The organism is Duganella vulcania, from assembly GCF_009857655.1.
Classification (GTDB): domain Bacteria; phylum Pseudomonadota; class Gammaproteobacteria; order Burkholderiales; family Burkholderiaceae_D; genus Rugamonas; species Rugamonas vulcania.
This window is the reverse complement of record NZ_WWCX01000061.1, coordinates 13,973-37,390: the sequence shown is the minus strand read 5'-3', so window position 1 is coordinate 37,390 and position 23,418 is coordinate 13,973. Positions and strand designations below refer to the sequence as shown.

At 66.8% G+C, this 23,418-nt stretch carries 19 protein-coding genes and 1 tRNA gene; 11 read left to right on the top strand and 9 right to left on the bottom strand.

Features of this window, described 5'->3' with window-relative positions; translation table 11 throughout:
* Window positions 1-237 precede the first annotated feature (237 nt).
* Together GTP90_RS24800 and GTP90_RS24795 are read left to right on the top strand one after the other, a co-directional pair.
* On the top strand, window positions 238-2,607 hold the full coding sequence (locus GTP90_RS24800) for a S9 family peptidase (RefSeq protein ID WP_254452029.1): 2,370 nt from the start codon (window positions 238-240) through the stop codon (window positions 2,605-2,607).
* 9 nt (window positions 2,608-2,616) lie between these two features.
* On the top strand, window positions 2,617-3,927 hold the full coding sequence (locus tag GTP90_RS24795; RefSeq protein WP_161086035.1) for an alpha-amylase family glycosyl hydrolase: 1,311 nt from the start codon (window positions 2,617-2,619) through the stop codon (window positions 3,925-3,927).
* A 3-nt stretch (window positions 3,928-3,930) separates the two neighbouring features.
* Here the strand turns inward: GTP90_RS24795 and GTP90_RS24790 are convergent, their stop codons facing one another.
* The gene (locus tag GTP90_RS24790) at window positions 3,931-5,331 is read right to left on the bottom strand and encodes a M20/M25/M40 family metallo-hydrolase (protein ID WP_161086034.1); all 1,401 of its coding nucleotides are present in this window, start codon (window positions 5,329-5,331) and stop codon (window positions 3,931-3,933) included.
* 121 nt (window positions 5,332-5,452) lie between these two features.
* Between GTP90_RS24790 and GTP90_RS24785 the strand changes: the two genes are divergently transcribed.
* Window positions 5,453-5,528 (top strand) — tRNA-Phe (locus tag GTP90_RS24785).
* Between the two features lie 87 nt (window positions 5,529-5,615).
* Here GTP90_RS24785 and GTP90_RS24780 read toward each other — a convergent pair.
* The gene (locus GTP90_RS24780) at window positions 5,616-6,695 is read right to left on the bottom strand and encodes an AraC family transcriptional regulator (RefSeq protein ID WP_371875122.1); all 1,080 of its coding nucleotides are present in this window, start codon (window positions 6,693-6,695) and stop codon (window positions 5,616-5,618) included.
* A gap of 115 nt (window positions 6,696-6,810) precedes the next feature.
* On the opposite strand from GTP90_RS24780, the gene GTP90_RS24775 reads away from it, so the two are divergent.
* The 4 genes from GTP90_RS24775 to GTP90_RS24760 all read left to right on the top strand — a co-directional run bounded on the left by GTP90_RS24775 (window position 6,811) and on the right by GTP90_RS24760 (window position 12,039).
* On the top strand, window positions 6,811-7,938 hold the full coding sequence (locus GTP90_RS24775) for an acyl-CoA dehydrogenase family protein (protein WP_161086033.1): 1,128 nt from the start codon (window positions 6,811-6,813) through the stop codon (window positions 7,936-7,938).
* Window positions 7,935-9,308, top strand: a complete 1,374-nt coding sequence (locus GTP90_RS24770) for an acyl-CoA dehydrogenase family protein (protein ID WP_161086032.1) — start codon at window positions 7,935-7,937, stop codon at window positions 9,306-9,308. The genes GTP90_RS24775 and GTP90_RS24770 overlap by 4 nt, the downstream gene beginning before the upstream one ends.
* A gap of 2 nt (window positions 9,309-9,310) precedes the next feature.
* Window positions 9,311-10,090, top strand: coding sequence for an acetoacetate decarboxylase family protein (locus GTP90_RS24765; RefSeq protein WP_161086031.1), 780 nt, complete (start codon window positions 9,311-9,313; stop codon window positions 10,088-10,090).
* Window positions 10,091-10,299: 209 nt separating this feature from the next.
* Window positions 10,300-12,039, top strand: coding sequence for a ClcB-like voltage-gated chloride channel protein (locus GTP90_RS24760; RefSeq protein WP_161086030.1), 1,740 nt, complete (start codon window positions 10,300-10,302; stop codon window positions 12,037-12,039).
* 84 nt (window positions 12,040-12,123) lie between these two features.
* On the opposite strand, the gene GTP90_RS24755 is transcribed toward GTP90_RS24760, so the two are convergent.
* The gene (locus tag GTP90_RS24755) at window positions 12,124-13,011 is read right to left on the bottom strand and encodes an AraC family transcriptional regulator (RefSeq protein WP_161086029.1); all 888 of its coding nucleotides are present in this window, start codon (window positions 13,009-13,011) and stop codon (window positions 12,124-12,126) included.
* A gap of 102 nt (window positions 13,012-13,113) precedes the next feature.
* Between GTP90_RS24755 and GTP90_RS24750 the strand changes: the two genes are divergently transcribed.
* A complete protein-coding gene (locus tag GTP90_RS24750; protein WP_161086028.1) occupies window positions 13,114-13,851 on the top strand; it encodes an SDR family oxidoreductase in 738 nt (245 codons plus the stop codon).
* Between the two features lie 123 nt (window positions 13,852-13,974).
* On the opposite strand, the gene GTP90_RS24745 is transcribed toward GTP90_RS24750, so the two are convergent.
* The 4 genes from GTP90_RS24745 to GTP90_RS24730 form a co-directional block, all read right to left on the bottom strand.
* Entirely contained in the window at window positions 13,975-14,931 is a 957-nt protein-coding gene (locus GTP90_RS24745) for an MYG1 family protein (protein ID WP_161086027.1), read from the bottom strand.
* Between the two features lie 70 nt (window positions 14,932-15,001).
* The gene (locus GTP90_RS24740) at window positions 15,002-15,865 is read right to left on the bottom strand and encodes an endonuclease/exonuclease/phosphatase family protein (protein ID WP_217432033.1); all 864 of its coding nucleotides are present in this window, start codon (window positions 15,863-15,865) and stop codon (window positions 15,002-15,004) included.
* 136 nt (window positions 15,866-16,001) lie between these two features.
* Window positions 16,002-16,754 (bottom strand): carbonic anhydrase, encoded by a 753-nt coding sequence (locus GTP90_RS24735; RefSeq protein ID WP_161086026.1) that lies wholly within the window; start codon window positions 16,752-16,754, stop codon window positions 16,002-16,004.
* An 86-nt stretch (window positions 16,755-16,840) separates the two neighbouring features.
* Window positions 16,841-17,770, bottom strand: a complete 930-nt coding sequence (locus GTP90_RS24730; RefSeq protein WP_161086025.1) for a LysR family transcriptional regulator — start codon at window positions 17,768-17,770, stop codon at window positions 16,841-16,843.
* Between the two features lie 113 nt (window positions 17,771-17,883).
* Here GTP90_RS24730 and GTP90_RS24725 point away from each other — a divergent pair, with 113 nt between their 5' ends.
* A complete protein-coding gene (locus GTP90_RS24725) occupies window positions 17,884-18,489 on the top strand; it encodes a LysE family translocator (RefSeq protein ID WP_161086024.1) in 606 nt (201 codons plus the stop codon).
* Here the strand turns inward: GTP90_RS24725 and GTP90_RS24720 are convergent.
* Window positions 18,464-20,071, bottom strand: a complete 1,608-nt coding sequence (locus GTP90_RS24720; protein ID WP_254452028.1) for a sensor domain-containing diguanylate cyclase — start codon at window positions 20,069-20,071, stop codon at window positions 18,464-18,466. The genes GTP90_RS24725 and GTP90_RS24720 overlap by 26 nt on opposite strands.
* Before the next feature lie 170 nt (window positions 20,072-20,241).
* On the opposite strand from GTP90_RS24720, the gene GTP90_RS24715 reads away from it, so the two are divergent.
* Window positions 20,242-20,865: a LysE family translocator gene (locus GTP90_RS24715; protein ID WP_161086023.1), complete on the top strand. Its 624-nt coding sequence runs from the start codon at window positions 20,242-20,244 to the stop codon at window positions 20,863-20,865.
* Here the strand turns inward: GTP90_RS24715 and GTP90_RS24710 are convergent.
* Complete coding sequence (locus tag GTP90_RS24710) at window positions 20,822-21,637, bottom strand: AraC family transcriptional regulator (RefSeq protein WP_161086022.1); 816 nt, start codon at window positions 21,635-21,637, stop codon at window positions 20,822-20,824. The two genes, GTP90_RS24715 and GTP90_RS24710, sit on opposite strands and share 44 nt — an antisense overlap.
* Before the next feature lie 102 nt (window positions 21,638-21,739).
* Between GTP90_RS24710 and GTP90_RS24705 the strand changes: the two genes are divergently transcribed.
* Window positions 21,740-23,377 (top strand): serine hydrolase domain-containing protein, encoded by a 1,638-nt coding sequence (locus tag GTP90_RS24705; protein WP_161086021.1) that lies wholly within the window; start codon window positions 21,740-21,742, stop codon window positions 23,375-23,377.
* Window positions 23,378-23,418: the final 41 nt, after the last annotated feature.

Here is a 23,418-nt window from a genome sequence, read left to right as displayed (position 1 = left end):
GGCGCGCGCATGCAGGCATGGGGCGGCAGCGCCGCCATGCTGGCCGCGCTGATCGCCATGTTCCTGGCGGCTGGCGCCATCCTGCTGCTGGCCCTGCGCCTGGCGCCGCGCCGCGGCGGCCCGGACGCGCGCCATGGGCGGACCGACAAGATGGCTCGCTACTGAAGCTTGGGCTAGAATCTCGGACGCGCCGCGATCCGGCGCTCCCGTTCACCCAACTTCAAAGCGACCCAACCAATGCGTTTTGTCCTGCCCTTCCTCGCCGCCGCCATGGCCGGCTCATTCGCCGCCAGCGCCGGCGCCACCCCCACCCCAATCACGCTGGACCAGGCGATGTCCAATCCCGACTGGATCGGCAATCCGGTGGAAGCCGCATGGTGGGGCTGGGACAGCCGCCAGGTCTACTACAAGCAAAAGCGCGCCGGCTCGCCGCTGCGCGACACCTTCCAGATCGCCGCCCCCAACGCCGCCAAGCTGGTCGACGACAAGCAGCTGGCCAACCTCGACGCCGCCGCCCCGGTCTACAACCGCGAGCACACGCGCGCCATCCTGCTGCGCAACGGCGACCTGTTCGAACGCGACCTGAAGACCGGCGCGCTGACGCAGATCGTGCGCGGCACCACGCCGGCCGCCGATCCGCAATACGCGGCCGATGGCGCCCACGTGCAGTTCCGCGTCGGCAGCGACTGGTTCAGCTGGAGCCGCACCGAGCGCCTGGTGTCGCCGGTGGCGCTGCTGCGCACCGCCAAGGACCCGGACGCCGCGCCGGACGCCGACAGCCGCCGCGACCTGCAACTGCGCCTGCTCTCCACGCTGGCGCGCCTGAAGGACGAGAAGGACGCCACCCGCGACCGCCGCAACGCCGAACGCAGCGCCGACGCCACCCGCGCGCCGCTGCCCGTCTACCTCGGCGAGAAGGTCGTCATCGAAACCAGCGCGCTGTCGCCGGATGGCCGCTACCTGCTGGTGGTCACCAGCGCCAAGGACGGCGACAAGCGCCGCATCGGCAAGCTGGCCAAGTACGTCACCGAATCGGGCTACGAGGAAACCGACGACCAGCGCAAGCGCGTCAGCGACACCGGCCCGCAGCCGCACCAACTGAAACTGGTTGAACTATCGACCCGCAAGGTAAGCGATCTGTCGTTCGACACCCTGCCCGGCATCGCCGTCGACCCGCTGGCCGAGCTGCGCGCCGCGCACAAGCTCGACCCGCTCAAGGGCAACCGCGCGCTGCGCTTCGAAAGCCGCGAGGACTCGATCCGCTGGAGCGCCAACGGCGCGCAAGTGGCCGTGATGGCGCAGGCGATCGACAACAAGGACCGCTGGATCGCCACCGTCGACCTGGCCGGCGCCAAACTGAAACCGGTGCACCGACTGAGCGACGCGGCCTGGGTCAACAACCGCGGCAACGACTTCGGCTGGCAGCCGGACAACAGCACGCTGTGGTATCAATCGGAGGAAAGCGGCTACGCGCACCTGTACATGCAAACCGCCGACGGCAAGGCGCGCGCGCTGACCTCGGGCAAATGGGAAACCAGCGAGATCGAATGGAACGCCGACGGCAGCACCGCCTACTTCCTGTGCAATCCCAAGCTGCCCGGCACCTACGAGGTGTGCTCCACCTCCACCAGGGACGGCGCGCTGCGCGAGCTGACATCGCTGGGCGGCGTGGAGAGCTTCGCGCTGTCGCCGGACGGCCGCAAGCTGCTGGTGCGCTACTCCACGTCCTACATGCCGACGCAGATCGCCACCGTCGCCAGCAGCGGCGGCGCCGTCACCCAGCTCACCGACACCCGCAGCGCCGGCTTCAAGGCGCGCGAGTGGATCACGCCGCAGATCGTCGCCGTGCCGTCCACGCATGGCGCCGATCCGGTGTGGGCCAAGCTGTATCGCCCGGCCACGCTGGAACCGGGCAAAAAATATCCGGTGGTGATGTTCGTGCACGGCGCCGGCTACCTGCAGAACGTCACCAAGCGCTACCCGGTCTACTTCCGCGAGCAGATGTTCCACAACCTGCTGGTGGAAAAAGGCTACATCGTGCTGGACATGGACTACCGCGCCTCGCTGGGCTATGGCCGCAACTGGCGCACCGCCATCTACCGCCAGATGGGCCACCCGGAACTGGAGGACTACATCGACGGCTTGAACTGGATGGTGGCCAACCACCAGGGCGATCCCGCCAACGTCGGCATCTACGGCGGCAGCTACGGCGGCTTCATGACCTTCATGGCGATGCTGCGCGCACCGGACCAGTTCAAGTCCGGCGCCGCGCTGCGTCCCGTCACCGACTGGACCACCTACAACCACGAATACACCGCCAACATCCTCAACACGCCGGAGCTGGACCCGGACGCGTACAAGATCTCGTCGCCGATCGAATACGCCGATCAGTTGAAGGGCAACCTGCTGATCGCCCACGGCATGATCGACGATAACGTCTTCTTCCAGGACTCGGTGCGCATGGCCCAGCGCTTCATCGAACTGAAGAAAGACAACTGGGAGCTGGCGCCGTACCCGATGGAACGCCACGGCTTCGTCCACCCGGAGAGCTGGTACGATGAATACCGCCGCATCTACCAGCTGTTCGAACGCACGCTGAAAAAATAAAGGAGATCCATGAAAAAGCTCGCCGTCCTGCTGCCGCTGGCAGCACTCATGTTTGGACCGCTCGCGGCCCACGCTCAAACCAGCGCCGTGAAGCATCCGGCCTGGTCGCGCAGTTCCAACGTCTACGAAGTGAACCTGCGCCAGTACAGCAAGGAAGGCACGCTGAACGCCTTCGCCGCCACGCTGCCGCGCCTCAAGCAGATGGGCGTGGACATCGTCTGGCTGATGCCGCTCCACCCGATCGGCCAGCAAAACCGCAAGGGCACGCTGGGCAGCTACTACGCGGTGAAGGACTACCAGGCCGTCAGCCCGGACTACGGCACCATGGACGACCTGCGCAAGCTGGTCAAGCAGGCGCACGGGCTGGGCATGCACGTGATCCTGGACTGGGTGGGCAACCACACGGCCTGGGACCATCCTTGGGCCACCCAGCACCCCGACTGGTACAAGAAAAACGACAAGGGCGAAATCCACTCCGTCACCTTCAAGAACGAAGCCGGCGGCACCGAGGAATGGACCGACGTGATCGGCCTCGATTACGCCAACAAGGACCTGTGGAAGGGCATGACCGACGCGATGGCGTTCTGGGTGCGCGAGGCCGGCATCGACGGCTTCCGTTGCGACGCCGCCGGCCTGGTGCCGACCGAATTCTGGAACCAGGCGCGCGCGCAGCTCGACAAGATCAAACCGGTGTTCATGCTGGCCGAGTGGGACGAGCCGGCGCTGCACGAGAAGGCATTCGACGCCAGCTACGACTGGCCGCTCAACGCGCTGATGCAAAAGATCGGCAAGGGCCAGGCCGGCGCGGCTGAACTGAAAGCCTTCGTGACGAATCCACCGAAGGCCTACCCGCGCGACGCCTACCGCCTGCAGTTCACCAACAACCACGACATCAACTCGTGGCAGGGCACGGACAAGGACTTGTACGGCCCGGCCTACGGCGCGATGGCGGTGCTGAGCTACACCCTGCCCGGCATCCCGCTGGTGTACAGCGGCCAGGAGGCGCGGCTGGACAAGAAGCTGGAGTTCTTCGAGAAGGATCCGATCGACTGGAAGACCTACGAGCTGGAAGGCTTCTACGCCGGACTGAATCAGCTGAAGAAGGAAAACCAGGCGCTGTGGAACGGCGCCAGCGGCGGCGCGGTGCAGCTGCTCGATGTCGGCAACGACCAGCTGTTCGCCTTCAAGCGCCAGCAGGGCAAGAACAATGTGCGCGTGATCGTCAACCCGACCGCCACGCTGCAGAAGTACAAGCTGGCCGGCGACGAAGGCCAGGCCGTGCTCAAGCCCTGGCGCTGGCGCATCGTCGTGCCGGAATAAGCGCTACTCGGTGGCCAGCCGCTTGGCCAGGCGGTACAGGTACTCCTGGCCGTCGTACAGCGACTTCACGCGGATATGCTCATTCAAGCCATGCGCGCCGCTGCCCTCCGGGCCGGCGAACATGCCACTGATACCGTAGGTCCAGATGCCGCCGCTGTTGAGGAAGCGGCCGTCGGTGCCGCCGGTCGACATGGTCGGAATCACCGGCACGCCGGGCCACATATCGTTGCTGATCTCCTCCACCGCCTTCATCAGCGTCGGCGTCAGCGGCGGCATCGGCGCGCTCAGGCCCTCGCCGATGCGGGTGATCTTGATCTGGTCATCGGCCAGCACGCGCTGCAGCGTGGCCTGCACATCGTCCACCTTCTCGTCCGGCAGGATGCGGCAGTTGACGGTGGCGCGGGCGCGCTGCGGCAGCGCGTTGTCGGCGTGGCCGGCATCGACCCTGGTCGCCACGCAGGTGGTGCGCACGGTGGAGTTGTGCACCGGGCTCACCGCGTACAGGCGCTCCAGCGCGGCGGCGTCGGGCGGATCGCTGAGGATGGCCTTCATGTCGGCGGCCACCTGGCCCTGCTCCACGGTGGACATGCGCTCGTAGTAGGAGCGCGTCACGTCCGACAGCTTGAACGGGAAGGCGAAGCGGCCCAGGCGCGACAAGCCTTCCGCCAGATGGTAGATGGCGTTGTCGCGGTACGGCGCGGAGCTGTGGCCGCCGGGATTGGTCACCTCCAGCTGGAAGCTCTGGTAAATTTTCTCGCCGGCCTGGATGCCGTGGCGTACCGGCTTGCCCTGCTTGTCCAGCAGGCCGCCGCCGCCTTCGTTGAGCGCGATCTCGGCATCGATCAGCGCGCGGTGGTGGTTGAACAGGTACTCGGCGCCGTCGAATTTACTGGGCACCATCTCCTCGTCGCAGGTCAGCGCCATGACGATGTCGCGCTTGGGCGCCAGCTTTTCCTTCTTGTAGCGGATCATATTGGCGACGAAGGACGCGGCCATGGCCTTGTCGTCGGAGGCGCCGCGCGCGTAGAACATGCCGTCCTCCTCGACCAGCTTGAACGGATCGCGCACCCAGTCGGCGCGGTTGGCTTCGACCACGTCGATGTGGGCCAACAGCAGCAGCGGCTTCTTGCTGCCGTCACCCTTGATGCGCGCCACCAGGTTGCCCTTGGCGGGACCGCCGGGCGGCACGATCAGGTGCAGGTCGGCGTCCTTGTAGCCGGCCGCCTTCAGGCGCCTGGCCATCTTGTTGGCCGCCACCGTGCAGGAGCCGGTGGAGTTGGTGGTATTGGTTTCCACCAGTTCCTGGTAAATCTCGCGCATCTGCTTCTGCACCGGCGACAGATCGGCGCCATGCGCCGCCCCCGCCACCACCAATCCCGCCGCCAACCAGGTCGCCCGCTTCATAGTGCTCCTTATCGATGTCATGCAAAGTAACTAACTTATACCCCGAAATTATTACTGTCAATAAAAGTGCGGCGAGGCCCTTGCCAAACCCCTGGGGGCGTCTGCTATAATTGCGGCCCTTGGCCTGGTAGCTCAGTTGGTAGAGCAGAGGATTGAAAATCCTTGTGTCGGTGGTTCGATTCCGCCCCGGGCCACCAAGAATGCTTCAGAGAGAACGCCAACCCACACGGGTTGGCGTTGTTGTTTGTGCGGCGCGAACTCAACCGAGTCCCGGCGGTGGTGCGCTACCGCCCGCCTGCCGCGCCGCACGCCTCGCGTTCGAGGCGTTTCCTGAACACGAGCGGCGTTTCGCCGGTGAGCCGCCGGAACGCCGTGATGAACGCCGAACACGACAGGTAGCCCAAACGATAGGCCGTCTCGTCCACTGACAGTTTGAGCACCACCAGATATTCCTCGGCCAGCGCGATCCGGGCCTCGTCGCGGATCGCGCTGAACGCGGCGCCCTCCTGCGTCAACTGGCGCCGCAAGGTGCGCGCGGTCATGCACATGGCGCTGGCCACCTCTTCCATCCCCAGTTCGATGTTGCAGGCCAGGCGCTCCCTGACCTTGGCCGCCAGCCCTATGCGCACGCGGTGGCGTTCGAGGATGCGCACGCACTGCTCTTCGCTGTATTTCAACATCAGATCGTTCGCCTGCGGCAACGGCAGCAGCATTTGCTCGCGCGCGAAGGCGACCACGGTGCGCCCTGTGCCGAACCGGGGTAGCAAGCCAAAAGCCCGCTCATAGGGGGCCGTCACGCCGGGCGCGGGAAACGGCAACTCCACGCGGCGCAACGCATCGGACACCACGATCAATTCGCGCTGGACCGCCACCAACGCCGCCGCATCGCGTTCAATGATGAAGCGCCGCACGTCCTCGGGCACATGGTCGGCGTCGATCGACACGGCCGTCTCATGTTCGCTGTCCGTCGCCTCGAACCGGGTGAACGCGTGGGTGAGGTTGAAATAGCGCAGCGCGACATCGAGCGCCTGGCGCGAATGCCGGCTCGTGACCAGGGCGAATCCCAGTGAGCCGAAGGTCGAATAGTGGTAGCGCAAGCCGGCGGCCACGCCCAGCGCCGGCATCTGGCGCAAGTGGCGCAGCAAGTTGCGGATCAAGCGCAATTCCTGCTCGGCGCTCACCACGCAACCGGCGTCGTCCAGGTCGCGCTGGCGCAGGCCGGTCCCCGCCAGCACCTCCTTGGGCGCCAGGCCATGACTGGCCCCCAAGTCGGCTAGCAGCCGTATCCCGGCGACGCTACGCGCAAAGTCCCAGCTCCCCATCGTTGATTTGTCCGAAAATGTAAATTTATTGGCCGCGACCACTATACAGCGTCCGCCACTTCCATTGCTAGAGTTGAGGCTCAAAACAGAGTCGCCAATGGCACCGCTTCCCGCGTCGGTTGTGGGCCGGACTCACCATAGCAAGAAGGAGACAACCATGCTAGATGCCGATGACGTGGCAGCGTTACTGTCCGAAGTCGATGCGTTCGCCGCACAGCGCATCGCGGCGGCGGTCGAACGACCGGAAGCGCCCATTTCCCACGACACCCTCACCGCCTTGAGCACCGAGGCCGCCGAACTGGGCTTGATACCGGCCCCCGGCGCGGCTCCCGGCTATGCGCTGTGGGAACACTGCGATCATGCCAACGCCATGCAATTCAACCTGGGCTTGCTCCAGCTCGTGGCGCGGGCCAACGCCGGCGTCGCGTTCGCCTGGCACCGCAGCGCGCTGGCGCGCTCGGCCGCCGCACTGTCCGGCGCCCACATTGCGGGCCAGAGCGTGCTCGATACCGCCCTCGTCACCACCGGCCATCTCGGTCTGGCGCGCACGGAACTGGCCCGCTTCCTGCGCCCGCACGGGCCGCGCGCCGACGGCGCCTTGCTGGCCGACTGGCTGGACCGCCGCCGGCACGGCACCACCGTGATCACGACGGCGTCCTGGCGGCACCTGGTCTGGCCGGTCTGGCATGGCGACACCATCCGCTGGCAATGCGCCGCGCGCGAGCAACTGCAGGTCGAACCGCGCCGCGCCCAGCACGGCCTGGACGAACTGGCCGCGTTCAGCGTGCGCCTGGCGCCGGACGCCGACACCGCGCTGCTGCCCGAGGCTGGCGATGCACGCCTGGCCTACGAACGCATGCTGAAGCTGGACATGCTGGGCCTGATGGCCATCGGCGCCGGCGCGCTACGTCACGCCTGGGAGCTGGCGGCCGGTTATGCCGCCATCCGCAAGCAAGGCGGCAAGCTGATCGGCGACCATCCCGCCGTCCAGATCATGCTGGGCGAGATCGAGATGGCTTGGCAGCAGGCATCCGGCGCGCTGGCCCGCCTGTCCCGCCCGGTCGATGACCTCCCCCTCGACGAAGTCGCGGCCCAACGCGCCGCCACCCATGGCGCGCTGTGCCATGGCGCCAACCAGGGCGTGCAAGTCCACGGCGGCGTCGGCTACATGCGCGACGTGGGCGCGGAGAAGATCGTGCGCGACCAGAACATGCTGAAGCTGCTGGCCGGCGGCACCCGCGAGATCCCGCTGCTGTTGAACGGCCTGTGCGGAGGCCGGCCATGACGCGCGCCACCCATCTGGCAGGCCACCTGCCGTTCGACCACGCCCTGTCGCCGCAGCTGAAGTTCCGCCACTTGCCCGCCGCCGGCCGCGCCTTCACCAACAGCCCGCTGGACGACCTGTGGGACACGGACTGCGCGCGCCTGCCGCGCGGCCTGCGCGACCTGCGGCGCCGGGCCCGGGCCTTCGCGCAAACCCATCTGGCGCCGATCGCGGGCGCGCTCGATCAGCAGCCCCACCTGGCGCCGGGCGCGTGCCCGCCCGCCGCGCGGCAGATGCTGATCGAAGCGGGCAAGGCAGGCTGGCTCAGCTACTTCCTGCCCGCCCCCCTGGGCAGCCTGCCGTGGGGCGCGGCCCTGCACCCGCCGATCTGGGCCTGCAGCCTGGTGGTGGAGGAATTCGCGCGCGCGTGCGGCGGCCAGATGCTGCTGCTTTCGGCCCACCACCTGGGCTGCATGCCGTTGCTGCTGTCGGGCCGCATCTCGACCATCCGTGAATTCCTGCTGCCCGTCTACCGCAGCAACGAGCGCGGCGATCCGCACCTGGTCGCCTTCGCCATCACGGAACCGCAGGCCGGATCGGACGTCGAGGAAGGCCACGGCGCGCAGCAATACCGGCCCGGCGTGGTGGCCACGCCGGTGGCGGGCGGCTATCTGCTCAACGGCCGCAAGTGCTTCATCAGCGGCGGCGACCTGGCCCGCAGCATGACCGTGTTCGCCGCGCTCAAGGGCGAGGGCATGGAATCCTGGACCTGCTTCTATGTGGACTGCGCCACGCCGGGCGTCACCATTCCGCGCACCGAGGTCAAGATGGGCATGCGCGCCTCCGGCGCCGCCGAGGTCGAATTCAACAACGCCTTCGTTCCGGACGGACGCGTGATCGGCGGCCTGCGCAACGGCTGGGTGCTCAATCGCGGCACCCTCAATTCGTCCCGCATTCCGGTCGCCGCCATGGGGGTCGGCTTCGCCCGCGCCGCCACCGAAGTGGCGATCGAGTTCGCCCGCCGTTACCGGCTGGCCGGCAAAGCCCTGCTCGACTACCAGGATGTGCAGCTGCACATCGCGACCATGCTGGCCGAGACCCGCGCCCTCCGCAATCTGGTGTGGCAGGAAGCGCGCCACGCCAGGAAGCCGCGCCAGTTGCACGCCTCGCTGTGCAAGTTCCACGCGACCGACCGCGCGCAAGTCGTGTGCGAGATGGCGATGGACCTGCTGGCCGACCATGGCGGCCTGCACGAACAGCGCATCGAACAGATCTTCCGTGACGTGCGCCTGACGCGCATCTTCGAGGGCACCAACCAGATCAACCGGCTCGCCATGGTCGAAGACTGGCAAGGGCAGCTGCTCGACCACACCACCAACATCGGAGTTTGAGCATGACCTCATTTGACGCGGACCCATTCTTCCAATATCCCCGCAACGCCGTCGCCACCTCGGCCGGCGAAGTGGCGATGCCCATCCTGTACTACGACGCATCGCAATTGATGGCCTTCTACTGGATCGATTGCGGCCGGGCCCAGGCGCTGCTGGGTGAACCATACGACGTGGTGCGCTTCGGCGGCAAGGCGCTGGCCGTCGTGGCGTTCTACGCGTACCGGCACACGTCCATCGGCCGCTACAACGAAGTGGGCACGGCCATCGCCTGCGTCCCCCGGGGAACCGAGCCGCCGGCCTGGCCGCTGCTGTCGCTGTTCAAGAACCTGGACAGGAACCGGCTCGGCTTCCATGTCGTCGACCTGCCCGTCACCACGCCGGCGGCCTGCGCGGCCGGACGCGACATCTGGGGCTACCCCAAGTTCGTGACCCCGATCGACTTCGCGCTGCAAGGCGCCAGCTTCAGCGGCGCCGTGCACGATCCGGCCGGCGGCGCGCCCATCTTCTCGCTGTCGGGGACGGCCGGCCTGGGCCTCCCCGCGCCGCTGATCAACCTGATCCTGTACTCCACCCACCAGCGCGGCATGCTGCGCGCGCTGATCAACATCCGCGGCAAAGGCCGGCTATGCCTGCCCGGCTCGCTGCGCCTGCGGATCGGTCCCGGCAGCCATCCGATGGCCGAACGGCTGACGGCGCTGGGATTGCAGGACGCCAGGCCGGCGTTCGTCCTCCACACTCACGGCCTCCAGCTACGCCTGAATTCGGGCGCTGTGTTGCCGTGAGCGTCGAAGCACTGAGACCCATCGCCTTCCTTGATGTTGAGTTGTGACGGTGGTTCGGTTCCGCCCCGGGCCACCAAGAACACGCATCAAGAAACGCCCGCTCATGCAGCGGGCGTTGTCATTTCCGGACTACGCAATGGGCCGCAGCGCATCTTGGCCCCATAGTCCAAATATGGGATGATGCGGCATTGTTTCCGACTGCGCCATTCATGACCTCCCAGCTGACAGGCTTTTCCGCGCTCGTGAAGCGGCTACCCCGCTTTGCCGGCGCCCCGGCAATGATGCTGTGGGCCGGCTTGGTCGGCATGGCGGGGGCGCTGGCGACAATCGCCTTTCGCGAAGGCCTGGCCGGCATGCAGTGGCTACTCGTCGGGCACAGCGGATCGTTCGTCGAAATGGCCGCGGCCCTACCCTGGCAGATGCGCATGCTGCTTCCCGCTGCCGGTGGCGTTGTTGCCGGGCTCTTCCTCGTCTTTGCAAAACGATATGCTGCCAACGCGCCAGCCGATTACATGGAAGCCGTCGCACTGGGCGACGGGCGCATTTCCGTACGCCAGACTTTGCTCAACAGCGCATCCTCGCTCTGCACAATCGCCTCCGGCGGCTCGATCGGCCGCGAGGGTTCGATGGTGCAATTGGCGGCCATGTGCGCCTCTTCGATCGGCCGCTTGAGACGCTTCGATGCGCCGCGACTGCGTTTGCTGGTTGCCTGCGGCGCGGCGGCCGGCATCACGGCCGCCTACAATGCTCCGATCGCCAGCGCCTTCTTTGTCACGGAAATCGTATTGGGCACCATGGTCATGGACAGCCTCGGGCCGATCATGATCGCCTCGGTGATGGCAAATATTACGATGCGCCGCTTCCCCAACTACCGGCCGACCTACGAAATGCCGGCGCTGACGGATGTGCCCAACGGTGCGGTGCCGCTTTTTATAGCACTGGGCATCATCGCGGGCCTGATCGCGCCGCAATTCCTGCGCTTGCTGGCGCTGTCCAAGCGCACCTTCGAAACCACGGCGCTCCCCCTGCCGGCACGATTGGGCGTTGGCGGACTGCTGGTGGGCATCGTCTCGGTCTGGGTGCCACAAGTGTGGGGCAACGGCTACAGCGTCGTCAATTCGATGCTCCATTCTCCATGGCTGTGGTCGTCCGTGCTGACTGTCTTGATTTGCAAGGTCATCGCAACGATGTTTACGACCGGCTCAGGCGCCATCGGCGGTATCTTCACGCCTACCCTGTTTCTTGGCGCCGCCATCGGCCAGTTGTTCGGGCAGGCCGTGATCGCGCTATGGCCGGCGGTGGCGCCGACGCCGGCCATCTTCGTCATCGTTGGCATGGGGGCGGTCTTGGCCGCCGCCACCGGTGCGCCGCTGATGGCCATCCTGATGATCTTCGAAATGACGCTCAGCTATCACATCATGCTGCCGCTGATGCTTGCCTGCGTGCTCGCCTATTTCCTGGCCCGTGGCATCGGTAGCCCGTCGATGTACGCCATCACAAGCATACGCAGCCGCGATGAGCGCGAGCGACTGCGTTTGCTGAGCACGCAAATGCGCGAACTCATCCGTCCCGCCGAAACCGTCGTCACGTTGGGGGCGACCCTGGACGACATCACGGCGATGTTTCGTGTCCATCCGGTGAAATATGTCTATGTTGTGGACGATGCCCAGCTCTTCCAAGGCGTGGTGGCGTTGAGCGAAGTTGCAGCGGCCGTCGCCGACGGCACATTCCACCGCAGTCTGCAGGCCGCAGACCTCCTGCGCCGCGATTTCCTGGCCACCATCACGCCAGAAATGTCGCTCGATGAAGCGTTCGAACAGTTCAACCGCCATCATGGCGAACGCTTGCCGGCCGTGGAGAGCAGGGCCAAGCCTGTGCTACTTGGCGCGGTCTACAAGACGGACCTGCTCGACGCCTATGTGCGCCTGAATCGCAGCACCGCGCCCTGACTCGCATGGCCTTCCCATCCGGCGCCCCATGCCGGCCGGGGTTTTTGTTCCCAGCGCTGGAAGTCCTCGCCCTGTCCTGCTCATTCATTGCCGCGCATAGTGTACCGGCGCCATTCCCACATGGCGTGAGAACGCGACGCTGAAGGCGCTTGCCGAGCTGTAGCCGACGCGTTCCGCGACGTCCGCGATCCTGCAATCGTTTCGCAACAGGTTCTTTGCCAGCGCCATGCGCCAGGTGAGCAGGTATTTCATCGGCGCGATTCCCATGGCATCGGTGAACCGCGCAAAGAATGCCGACCGGGAAAGGGCCGCCTCCCGCGCCAACAGCGCGACGGTCCAGGCCTGGTTGGGGACGCGATGCATTCCTCGTAACGCCGCCGCCAGGCGCTCGTCGGCAAGCCCGCGCAGCAGGCCCTTCGACGCTGGTTTTACTTCGTGGCTGCGGATGGCCTCGATCAGAAGAACCTCCAGCATTTTCTGCAGAACGATATCGCGTGCAGGGCGCTGCTCACGGGACTCGTCGCGCACCAGTTCGACAAGCGAAGCCAACCTGCGTGCTCCGTGCACATGGATGAGTTCAGGCAGGAGCGAAACCAGCAACGCCGCATCCGGCGATCCAAAAACACAGTGGCCAACGATCAGCCGAACGTCATGCGGGCCATGTGCAACCCCGAGCCTGAGCTCGCCAGCTCCGAGTGCGAGCGGGGGCGCATCGAACTCCTGGTCCACCGGCGCGATGCTCGACATCGCAAAATCATGCGCGGCAGGGATCAGGACGAAGTCGCCTTCCCTGAGTGGGATGGGCATGCGCCGGTCCAGTGTCAAGAGACAGCCGCCCTCGAGGATGGCGCAATAAAAAGGCTGCCCCATGTCCGAGCGCCGCACCCGCCACGCGCCAGCTCCGGCAACGACTTTCGAGAGCGGCGCACCGGGTTGCAACAACGCGACTACCTCTGCGAACGGATCGATCAAGCCAGGACTCCTGCAAATGAAATGTGGACTTTCGATTGTAGCAAATCCTGCCGCATTGAACTATCGTTCTCACCTCGTTCATCCACTCAAAGGAACCACACCATGAAAACCGTTCTGATCACCGGCTGCTCTTCCGGATTCGGTCTTGAAACCGCCAGTCATTTTCTCGCGCAAGACTGGAAGGTCATCGCCACCATGCGCACACCCCGGCAGCACACGCTTCCGCAATCGGAACACCTGCGCGTGATCGCGCTCGACGTTACCGATCCGCACAGCATCCGTCAGGCGATCGAAGCCGCCGGGCCTATCGACGTGCTGGTCAACAACGCCGGCATCGGCCTGATGGGGATGCTGGAAGGGACCTCCATGGACACCGCGCGCGCGATTTTCGAGACCAACACCATTGGCACGATGGCCGTGACGCAGGCCGTGCTGCCCCAGTTCCGGGCACGGCGAGCAGGCGTCATCGTCAACGTGACGTCGATAGTGACGGCCGCGCCCTTTCCGCTGATTTCTGTCTATTCGGCCAGCAAGGCGGCGGTCGATGCGTTCAGCGTATCGCTGGCGCTCGAGCTGGCGCAGTTCGATGTGCGCGTACGTCTGGTGCAGCCCGGCCGCGCACCCGGCACACGTTTCGGAGAGCACGCGAAAGCCCTGATGACAAGCGACAGCATCCCGGCACCCTACGCATCCTTCGCGCAAGGCATCTTTGAAGGCATGGCGAGTTCGTCTGCGGTCACCAAACCGGAGGACGTTGCGGAAGCAGTCTGGCGCGCGGCAACCGACCCGTCGTGCCCGATTCGGGTTGCCGCAGGCGAGGACGCGCTTGCTCTGCTGTAGTCCTGGCTCCAGGTCCTCGCGGCGGCGGCACAAAATATCAAAACGGATGCGCCGCCCTGTCGCATCATGGCTGCCTTAGCAATCAACCGAGGCCTATGATCTGAAAATGGCGGCCAAAGCCGCTTAGCCCGCGCCGCCTTCGCCGATATCCTGCAACGCCAGGGCCGCCATCGTGCGTATGCCCTCGTACGATTTGGCCGACGCGATAAACCTGCCGTTGTGGCAGAAGCCCGCATCCGCCACACCGGTCACCGCCGCCAGTTCGGCGTCGCGCAGGCCCGCCCACGCTTCGGGCAGGTCGGCCCGCGCGTCGAAACTCTCGGCGCTGACCGATACGGTGTGCAGCATGTGGCGCTGCTCGGCGACGTTGTGGCTGATGACAAACAGCACCTTGGGCATTTCCTTGCGCACCACCTGGCTCCACGGCAGCGCGCCGTTTTTCAGGAACAGGACTTTGCCGCCTTCGAGCACCTCACCCTGCCGGACCTGCTCCAGCGCCAGCAATGCGCCAACCCGGTAGCGCACGGCATTGAGCATGACGTCGGTCAGCATGGCCATCGCGCGGCGGAACTGCTCCATGCGGTAGGCATCCACCGCCTCGCCGTAGCCCAGCCTTTGCTCGTCCAGCCAGTTGGTGTTGTAGCCAGAGACCACGGCCGACAATCCATACCCGCCCGGCGCGCTCTTCGCGGCTCCCACATCCGACAAATCCAGATACTGCACCACGTCCGCATCGATACCGTAGGCCACTTCCCGCGCCTTGTCGTCCGCCAGTTGATGCCCGCTATCCGCCAGCGCCAGCGCCGCGACGCAGCGCGCGCCATACTCGCGCCATACCAGGCCCGCGCTGGCATACGGCACGCCGCTCTGCCGCGCGCCGTCGAAGCCTTTTTGATGGTGGTCGAAGCGGCCGGTGGCCGGATCCCAGACGCCGCCGACATCGACGGCAAAGTCGGCCGCGTCAATGGCCGCCGGATCGCGCGTTCGGATAATGTCCGCGTCGGGGAATAAAATCTTCAGTACGGCGACCGCCCACGCGTCGTCCGCGTGAAACTTGCCGCTATGAGTCGCTATGATCATGCCTGGTCCTATCGTTGAAACGACCGCCATGATATACCCTCACGGCCGCGGCAGTTGACCTCGACGCGGTTTACCCGCCGCCTGCCCGGACGGCGGCCGCGCCGCCGCTGGCAAAGGTGACGTCGATCGCCGCGTGGTCGGAGGGATTGCCGGCCGCCGCCCCGTACAAAGACGCGCTGCGCACCACCAGCTTGCGCGAATAGACGAAGTCGATGGTCGATGCCTCGAACGTCGGGCCGATGAAGTCCTTGCCGGCCTTGACCGCCGCCAGCCCATGCGCCGCGAACGCTTGCTCGATCGCCGCCGACTGCTCGGCGTTGCGCTCGAAGTTATTGAAATCGCCCGTCACGATCATCGGCACATCGCCAGCGGCGTAGGTGCCCAGGTAGCGGCCGATGGCGCGCGCGTCGGCGACATGGGCGGCATATTGGCCGCCGTTGCAATCGGCATGCCCGCCCCAGGCGATGCACAAATGGGTGGTGGCGATCACCACCGTCTCGCCGCTCGCCTTGTTGCGGAACTGGCTGAACACCGCCAGGCGCTCGCCGCCGCCGTCCGCGCTGACCGCGATCCGGGACCACGGCGCGCCGGACGGTTCCCAGCGCGTGCTGTCGTAGAAGATCGAGGCATCCTGGAGTTCGCCGGCCAGCTTGTAGTCCGGGCTGAGCTGGTAGCGGTCGTCCGTCAGCCGGTATTCGTTCTCCTGGGTGGTGACGAAATCGTGGCGTTGCTGGTTGACGTACTGCGACAGCTTGACGATGGGTGGCGGCTGCTTGGCCGGGTCCATCGCCGACCAGGAAAACAGATTGGCCTGCAACACGCGGATGGTGCCGGCCTGGGCCACGTTCGCCGCGGCCAGCGCCAGGATCAGCAAGAGATGAAGGTATTTTTTCGGGGACATGTCCGGCAGCGCGATCTCAGGTTGGTGATGCACGGTGTATGCATCGGCCGCCAGATGATAGCGTGTTCCATCGGCCGGGGGAATCAAGGTCCCAAGTTGGCCTATTGGGGCGCATTGAAGGCCGCCGGCCAGGCGAAATAATCGCCGGCCCGGCGGCGGCCGGCAAACCTTATTCGCTGACCTGAACCACGCGGCCGTTCAATGGCTGCACGGGACGTGCATTCATTTTGTAGAACTTGTGGAATTCGGCCAGCTGTTTCTTCGACAGCTCGACCGGTGTGCGCAGCACCTGCCAGCGCACGCCGTCGCTGCACGGCGGCGTCGTCAACGACCCCATGAACTTGAAGTAGGCATGGTTGGCGGGCAGCACGTCGACCGGGTTGAAGCTGGCCAGCTGCACCGGCTTGCCCTCGGCCGGCAGCGCGTCGAACACCGGCGCCAGCGTCTTGTTCTCGGCGCCTTCCTTGAACAGCACGGCGACCACCGACAGCTTGCCGTCCGCGCTCTTGTGGACGAAGTGCGCCACCATCGGGTAATTGACGCCGTTGATCTTTTCCTCGCTCGGCGTGTGGAAGTGGAACTGCAGCAGGCTGGCGCTATCGTCGCCCGCCTTCAGCACGCTGCCGGGCGGCAGGTTGATCTGCACCGTGTGGCCGTTGTTGATCATCTCGGCGGGGCCTGCCGCGTAATTGAAAGCCAGCGGGGCCAGCGGCGCCTTCTTGACGTTGCGCTCTTCGATATTGATCGGCGACTGTTCCTTGCTCAGTTTGCAGGCGGAGTTCCCCGCCTCCAGGTCGGCCCAATGCGCCGGGTCACCCTTGCCCTGATAGCCCCAGTGCGGATGCTCGGCATGGTCCTGTGCGTAGGCGGCGCATGACATGGCCAGCATGGCGCCGATGGCGAGGATATTCGTTTTTTTCATGTGTTCTCCCTTTCAGTTCAACAGTTATATACGACTTCATCCGGTCTGTTTCAGCATTCGATACTAAGCTCGTCAAAAATTATTGGCTAGGAAAATCCTGCTTGATGCGCCTGAAAAGAGACGCCGCTGTCATTTTCCTGGCGTCCGGCCTGCTTCAGCCACTCGGTGAATATCGCCACGCGCGCGGATGCCTGCCGGCGGCCGATCGCATACGAATAGCTGCCGCTGTCCACCGGCCCTGACAGGCACCGCAGCGCCTCGATGCCGAGCATGGCGCGCACGAACGCCTCGGGCACCACCAGCGCGCCGAGGCCCTGGACGGCGGCCTGGATCGCCAGCACCGTGTTGTCCAGCTCCAGTGTCGGCTCCAGCGCGCCGGCGTCCAGGCCGTGCGCGCGGCACCAGCCCGGCCACAGGTCGGGACGGGAGCGGGTGCCGATGCGCGGCGCCTTGCCCAGCCAGCGCAGCCGGTCCGTCTTGCGCGCGGCCATGCCCGCCATGAAGGCGGGACTTGCAACCAGCACGGAACGCTCCCGCATGAACGTGTGGAACGGCAGGCCGCGCAATTCCGCCACCTCGCGCCGCAGGAACACGTCGGCCGGCGAGGCCGGGTTGATGTCGCCCTCCACGGTGCGGATCTGCACGTTCAGCTGCGGATGGCGCTCGCGGAACGCCGGCAGCTGCGGGATCAGCCAGTGCATCGCCAGCGTCACGCTGGTGTCGACCAGGATGGACGCCTGGCGCCGCGCGCGCCCGCCGGTATCGAGCGCCTCCTTGATCGCCGCCATCTTCGCGCCGACGCTGTCGTGCAGCTTGCGTCCGGCCGGCGTCAGCGTCGCCGGGGCGCCGGCGTTGCGCTCGAACAGCACCTGCCGCAGGTGCGCTTCCAGCGACTGCACCTGCCGGCTGACCGCGCCCGGCGTGAGGTGCAGCGCCTGCGCGGCCTGGCGGAAGCCGCCCTCCCGGACGACGACGCAAAAGACATGCAGGGCATTGAGTGGCAGTTGAAGTGACATGGCGCTCCGCTAGTGTTGAGAAATACTCAACGCATCATACCAAAAACTCGTTTGCCCGCCGGCGGCCGGCACCCCATCATTGCGGCCACAGCGCACAACAGGGAGGACAGGCGATGGGCGAGGCATATTGGTTGTTTGTGGTCATGGTTGTGTTCACCGTCTCCAGTCCCGGCCCCGGCGTGCTGATGACGCTCGATAACGCGGTCGCCGGCGGCTGGCGCGCGGCGATGCAGGGCGTGGTGGGACTGGCCCTCGGCGCGGCGGTGATGGCGGGGCTGTGCTCGGCCGGCATCGGCTTGCTGATCCGTTCCTCGCCGGCGCTGTTCCAGCTGCTCAAATACGCGGGCGTGGCCTACCTGTTCCACCTGTCGTTCAAGACCTGGCGGCGCGATCCACAGACGCAGGCGCCCCGCCGCGAGGCCGCCCCGGCCACCGGCGCGGCCCGCAAGCGCCTGCTGGAAGGCGCGCTGCTCCAGACCAGCAATCCCAAGTCGCTGTTCTTCTTCCTGTCCGTGCTGCCGCAGGTCGCCCACGGCGGCGCCGGCTTGGCGGTCGCCACCTATTGCATCGTGCTGGTCCTGATCCACGGTCTGTATGCCGGCCTGGCCGCCAGGGCCGGCGCCTGGCTGAGCCGCCCGGGCAGCGCGCGCTTGCTGTCGCGCCTGAGCGCGCTCATGTTTTTCGGGTTCGGCATCACGATGCTGACGCTGAAGATTTGACCTGCGGCGCCGGCCCGACGATGTTGGAGGCGATGCGGTTGCGGCCCTGCGACTTGGCCCGGTACAGCGCCTGGTCGGCGGCCCGGACCAGATCGACCGGCTCGGACTCGAAGCGCACCGGCACGAACGACTCGACCCCGGCGCTGAGCGTCACATGGCCGGTGGGGTTGCCGGGATGCTGCAGTTGCAGCGCCTCGATGGCGGCCAGGATTTTCCCGGCCACGGCGATGGCGCCCGCCACGTCGGTCCCCGGCAGCAGCACCGCCAGCTCCTCGCCGCCGTAGCGCGCGGCGACGTCGCCCGGCCGGTGCTTGCTGGCCGCGACCACCTTGCCGATCGCCTTCAGGCATTCGTCGCCGGCGGCGTGGCCGTACAGATCGTTGTACTGCTTGAAGCAGTCGACATCGAGCATGATCAGCGCCAGCGGGCTGGCGCTGCGCATGGCCCGGCTGAATTCGTTCTGCAGCGCGGTGTCGAAATGGCGGCGGTTGCTCAAGCCGGTCAGGCCGTCCTGCATGGCCAACCGTTCCAGCTCGTGGTTCAGCGCCTCCAGCCCGTTGCGGGCCTGGACCAGTTCGTCCTCCGCCTGGCTGCGCCAGCGGATCTGGCGCACCAGCCGCACGCCCAGCAGGCCGACCACCAGCACCAGCAGCAGGATGCCGCCGCTGTCCAGGTACATGTCGCCGCGCCACTGCGCCAGCGCCTCGTCCCTGGACAGCGCCGCCGAGACGACCAGCGGATATTGATCCAGGCGCCGGTAGCTGTTAATCCGCGTCACGCCGTCCTGGGCCGACTGGAAGGTGACGGTGCCGGCGGCGGCCCTCGGCAGGTAGTAGCTAAAGAGCGGCAATTTCGAGATGTCGCGCCCCAGCGATTTTTCGTTGAAGGGCCGGCGCACCAGCAGGATGCCGTCCTCCAGCGCCAGCTGGATGGCGCCTTCCTGTCCGATATTGAAACGCTGGAAGTACTTCTGGAAATACTCCATGTTGATGGTGGCCAGCACCACCCCGCCAAAGCCGCCGTCCGGCCGGTTGAAGCGGCGCGACACCGTCACGATCCAGTCGCCGGTCGATTTGCTGCGCACCGGCGGGCCGATGTGGATGCCCCGGTCCGCATGTTCGCGGTGGTGGATGAAGTACTCGCGGTCCGAGTTGTTCTGCCCGCGCAGCAGCACCGGCTGCGAGTTGACCAGCCAGCGGCCATCGTCGCCGTAGATGAATATCCCGTGCAGCTGCGGCAGTTCCGCGACCCGATGCACCAGCAGGTCGTGGATGCGGCCGTAGTCCGCTCCCGCCGGATCCTGGTGCTCGATGCGCTCCACCAGTCCGACCAGCACCGTGTCGGCTTCCTTGATGGTGTCGTAGGCGTGCTGCGCCACCGCCTCGGCCAGGTTGGCGGCCGCCATTGCCGATTCCTTCAGCTGGACCGTCCGGGCGCGCAGGCTGAGCCAGGCCTGCACGCCGATCAGCGACACGCACACCAGCACCACGAGGAAGATGGCCAGGAACATGGTGGGCAGCCGGGTGCGGCCCTGGGCGGCGGGCTGGCCGGGCGGGTGTTCCGGCGTGTTGCTGGACATCATAGGCGGCACCTCGAAGTGTCATCGACCAGGCAAAGAAGCAGTATGTGCGATTTACGGGGGTGAAAACTCTCAAATTATCACAGCGGGCGGGGTCATTTCCTTCAATACGGCGGCGGCCGCGCCGCGTATCGTCCGCCCCGGCACTGTCAATTCTTATCGGAGACCCCACCATGACCATCCTGATTTCCATGGCCGCCTTCGCGCTGGCCTCATCGATCACCCCCGGCCCGGTCAACATCGTCGCCCTGAGCAGCGGCGCGCGGCACGGCCTGCGCGCCAGCCTGCGCCACGTGACCGGGGCCACCGTCGGCTTCACCGCCCTGCTGCTGCTGACCGGCCTCGGGCTGCACGAACTGCTGGCCCGCGCGCCGGCGCTGACCCGGGCGGTCCAGCTGGCCGGCGTGGCCTTCCTGCTGTTCATGGCGTGGAAGCTGGCGCGCGACGACGGCGCGCTCGCGCCCGGCGCCCACGGCAAGCGGCCGTCGCTGGCGATGGGCGCGGCCATGCAGTGGCTCAATCCCAAAGCCTGGGTGGCGGCGGTGGCCGGCATGGGCGCGTTCGTGGCCGACGGCGATCCCGCGCTGGTGTGGCGGTTCGCCGCGCTGTACTTCGTGATCTGCTATGGCTCGATCGCCTGCTGGGCCTGCGCCGGCGCCTTCCTGGGCCGGCGCCTGGCCGATCCGGCCGCCCTGCGCCGCTTCAACCGCGCCATGGCGCTGCTGCTGGCGGCCAGCGCGCTCTACCTGCTGCTCAGCGCAGGTACTGCCCCGGCGTCGCCGCCAGCAGCTGCTTGAAGGTGCGCTGGAAATGCGCCTGGTCGGCGAAGCCGGTCGCCAGCGCGACCTCGGCGATCGCCGCGCCGCCCTTGAGCAGGCCGCGCGCCAGCTGGATGCGGCGGTTCAGCAGGTAGGCGTGCGGCGTCATGCCGTAGCGCTTGCGGAAGGCGCGGATCAGGTAGGACGGCGACAGCCCGGCCGCGCCGCAGATGTCCTCCAGCCTCAACGCGGCCGCGCAGTTGTCGCGGATGTAGTCGGCCGCGCGGTCGAGCTTGCGGTTGGCCTCGCGCTCGACGATGGCCGCCGGGTCCAGGCTGGACTGCACCTGGCCGAAGAAATCCACCGCCGCGCACTGCCGCAGCAGGTGGTCGGCGCCGTCCGCCGTCAGCACGTCGTAGAAGCGGTTGAAGCCCGCGTACAGCGCCGGCGCCGTGCTCATGGCCGCCGCGAACGGGCGGAAATCGTGGAAGCCCCATTCGCGCTGCAGGCCGGCCAGCCAGGCGCGGTCCACATACAGCATGCGGTAGGCCCAGGTCTCGTCGGCGACCGGGTTGCAGGCGTGGACGTCGCCCGGATTCATCAGCACCACCGTGCCCGGCCCCACCTGCCGGCGCGAAGACTGGTTCAGGTAATCGGTGCGGCCGGCGCGGATCGCGCCGATCGAGAACGTCTCGTGCGCGTGCCTGCCGTAGCAAAGCTTGCGGCCGTCGCCGACCGTGCGCGCCTCGATGAAGGGCAGGCTGGCGTCGCGCCAGAAACGGGATCCGGGTTGGGGGGTATGCTGTGGCATCCCGCCAGCATACCCCATCCGCCAAAAATAATTGCTTTTCCATGTTGACGCTTTTGACAATACTGGTGTTATACTTCACTACAACACCACAAAGGAGATGCCATGAACAAGCCCAGCCGTCTGACCCTGCTGTTATCCGCCCTGATCCTGAGCCACGCCGCCGGCGCCGCCACGCCGGACGAGCAAGCCGCCGCCCTGTTCGCGCCCTACGCCAAGGCCGATGCGCCCGGTTGCGCGGTCGCCGCCTGGCGCGACGGCAAGCCGCTGTTCGCACAGGGCTACGGCGCCGCCAGCCTCGAACACGAAGTCGCCATCGACGCGCACCGCACGGTGTTCGACCTCGCCTCGACGTCCAAGCAGTTCACGGCGGCCGCCATCCTGCTGCTGGTGCAGGACGGCAAGCTCAAGCTGGACGACGACATCCGCCGCTACCTGCCGCAACTGCCCGACTACGGCACGCCGATCACGGTCGACCACCTGTTGCACCACACCAGCGGCCTGCGCGACTACCTGGTGCTGCTGAACCTGGCCGGCGTCGACGACGGCGACGTCAGCACCAGCGCCGACGCGCTGGCCGCCATCGCGCGCCAGCAGGGCCTGAACTTCCAGCCCGGCAGCGCCTACGCCTACAGCAACACCGGCTACTTCCTGCTGGCTCAGATCGTCGAGAAAGTCAGCGGCAAGAGCCTGGCCGCATTCGCCAAGGCGCGCATCTTCGAACCGCTGGGCATGGCCGACACCAGCATCCTCGACGATCACGCCAAAGTGGTGCCGCACCGCGCCACCGCCTACCGTCCGAACGGCCCCACCGGCTTCGTGCAGCTGATGTCGAACTGGGAGCAGACCGGCGACGGCGCGGTCCAGTCCACCGTGGCCGACCTGGCCAAGTGGGACGCCAATTTCTACCAGCCCAAGGTGGGCGGCGCCTGGCTGGTCGAGCAGCTGCAGGCGGTGGGCAAGCTCAACGACGGCACCCCGCTGCACTACGCGCGCGGCCTGATGGTGGACCAGTACCGCGGCCTGGACATCGTCGGCCACGGCGGCGCCTTCGCCGGCTACCGGTCTGAACTGATCCGCCTGCCGGCACTGAAACTGGGCGTGGCCGTGCTGTGCAACCGTCCCGACGTGGCCCCGGCCAGGCTGGCGCGCCAGGTGGCCGACATCTACGCGGCCGGCGACTTCCCGGCCGCGGCCGCGGCGGCCGAGCCGGCGGCGGTGGCCCTGGCCGATCCGGCCCGCTACGCCGGCGTGTACTGGAACGCGCGCGAGGGCATGGTGCGCCGGGTGGAAGCGCAGGACGGCAAGCTGTGGTACACCGCGCCGGGCATGAAGCAGGAACTGCTGCCGGTGGCGGAAGGCCGCTTCGTGCGCGATCCCAAGCGCACGGCCCAGCCCGCCATGATCACCGAACGCACGCTGGTGGTGGAGCGTCCGGGCGAACCGCCGGCCCGCTTCGAACGGGTGGCCGCCGGCGCCATGACGCCCGCGCAGCTGGCCGCCGTGGCGGGCAGCTACCACAGCGACGAGCTCAACGCGACCTTCACGCTCAAGCTCAAGGACGGCAAGCTGTGGATGACGGTGCCGCGCTTCGGCGAGCAGCCGCTCGACAATGTGTTCGCCGACGCCTTCGGCGCCGCCGGCGCCGTGCTGCGGCTGGAGCGCGACCGCGCCGGCAAGGTCACCGGCATGGTGGCCTACGTCGGCCGCGCCAACGGCATGAAGCTGGTGCGCCGCGGCTGAGTCCGCCCTTGCGCGCAACGCCCGGGACGGCCGGGCGTTGC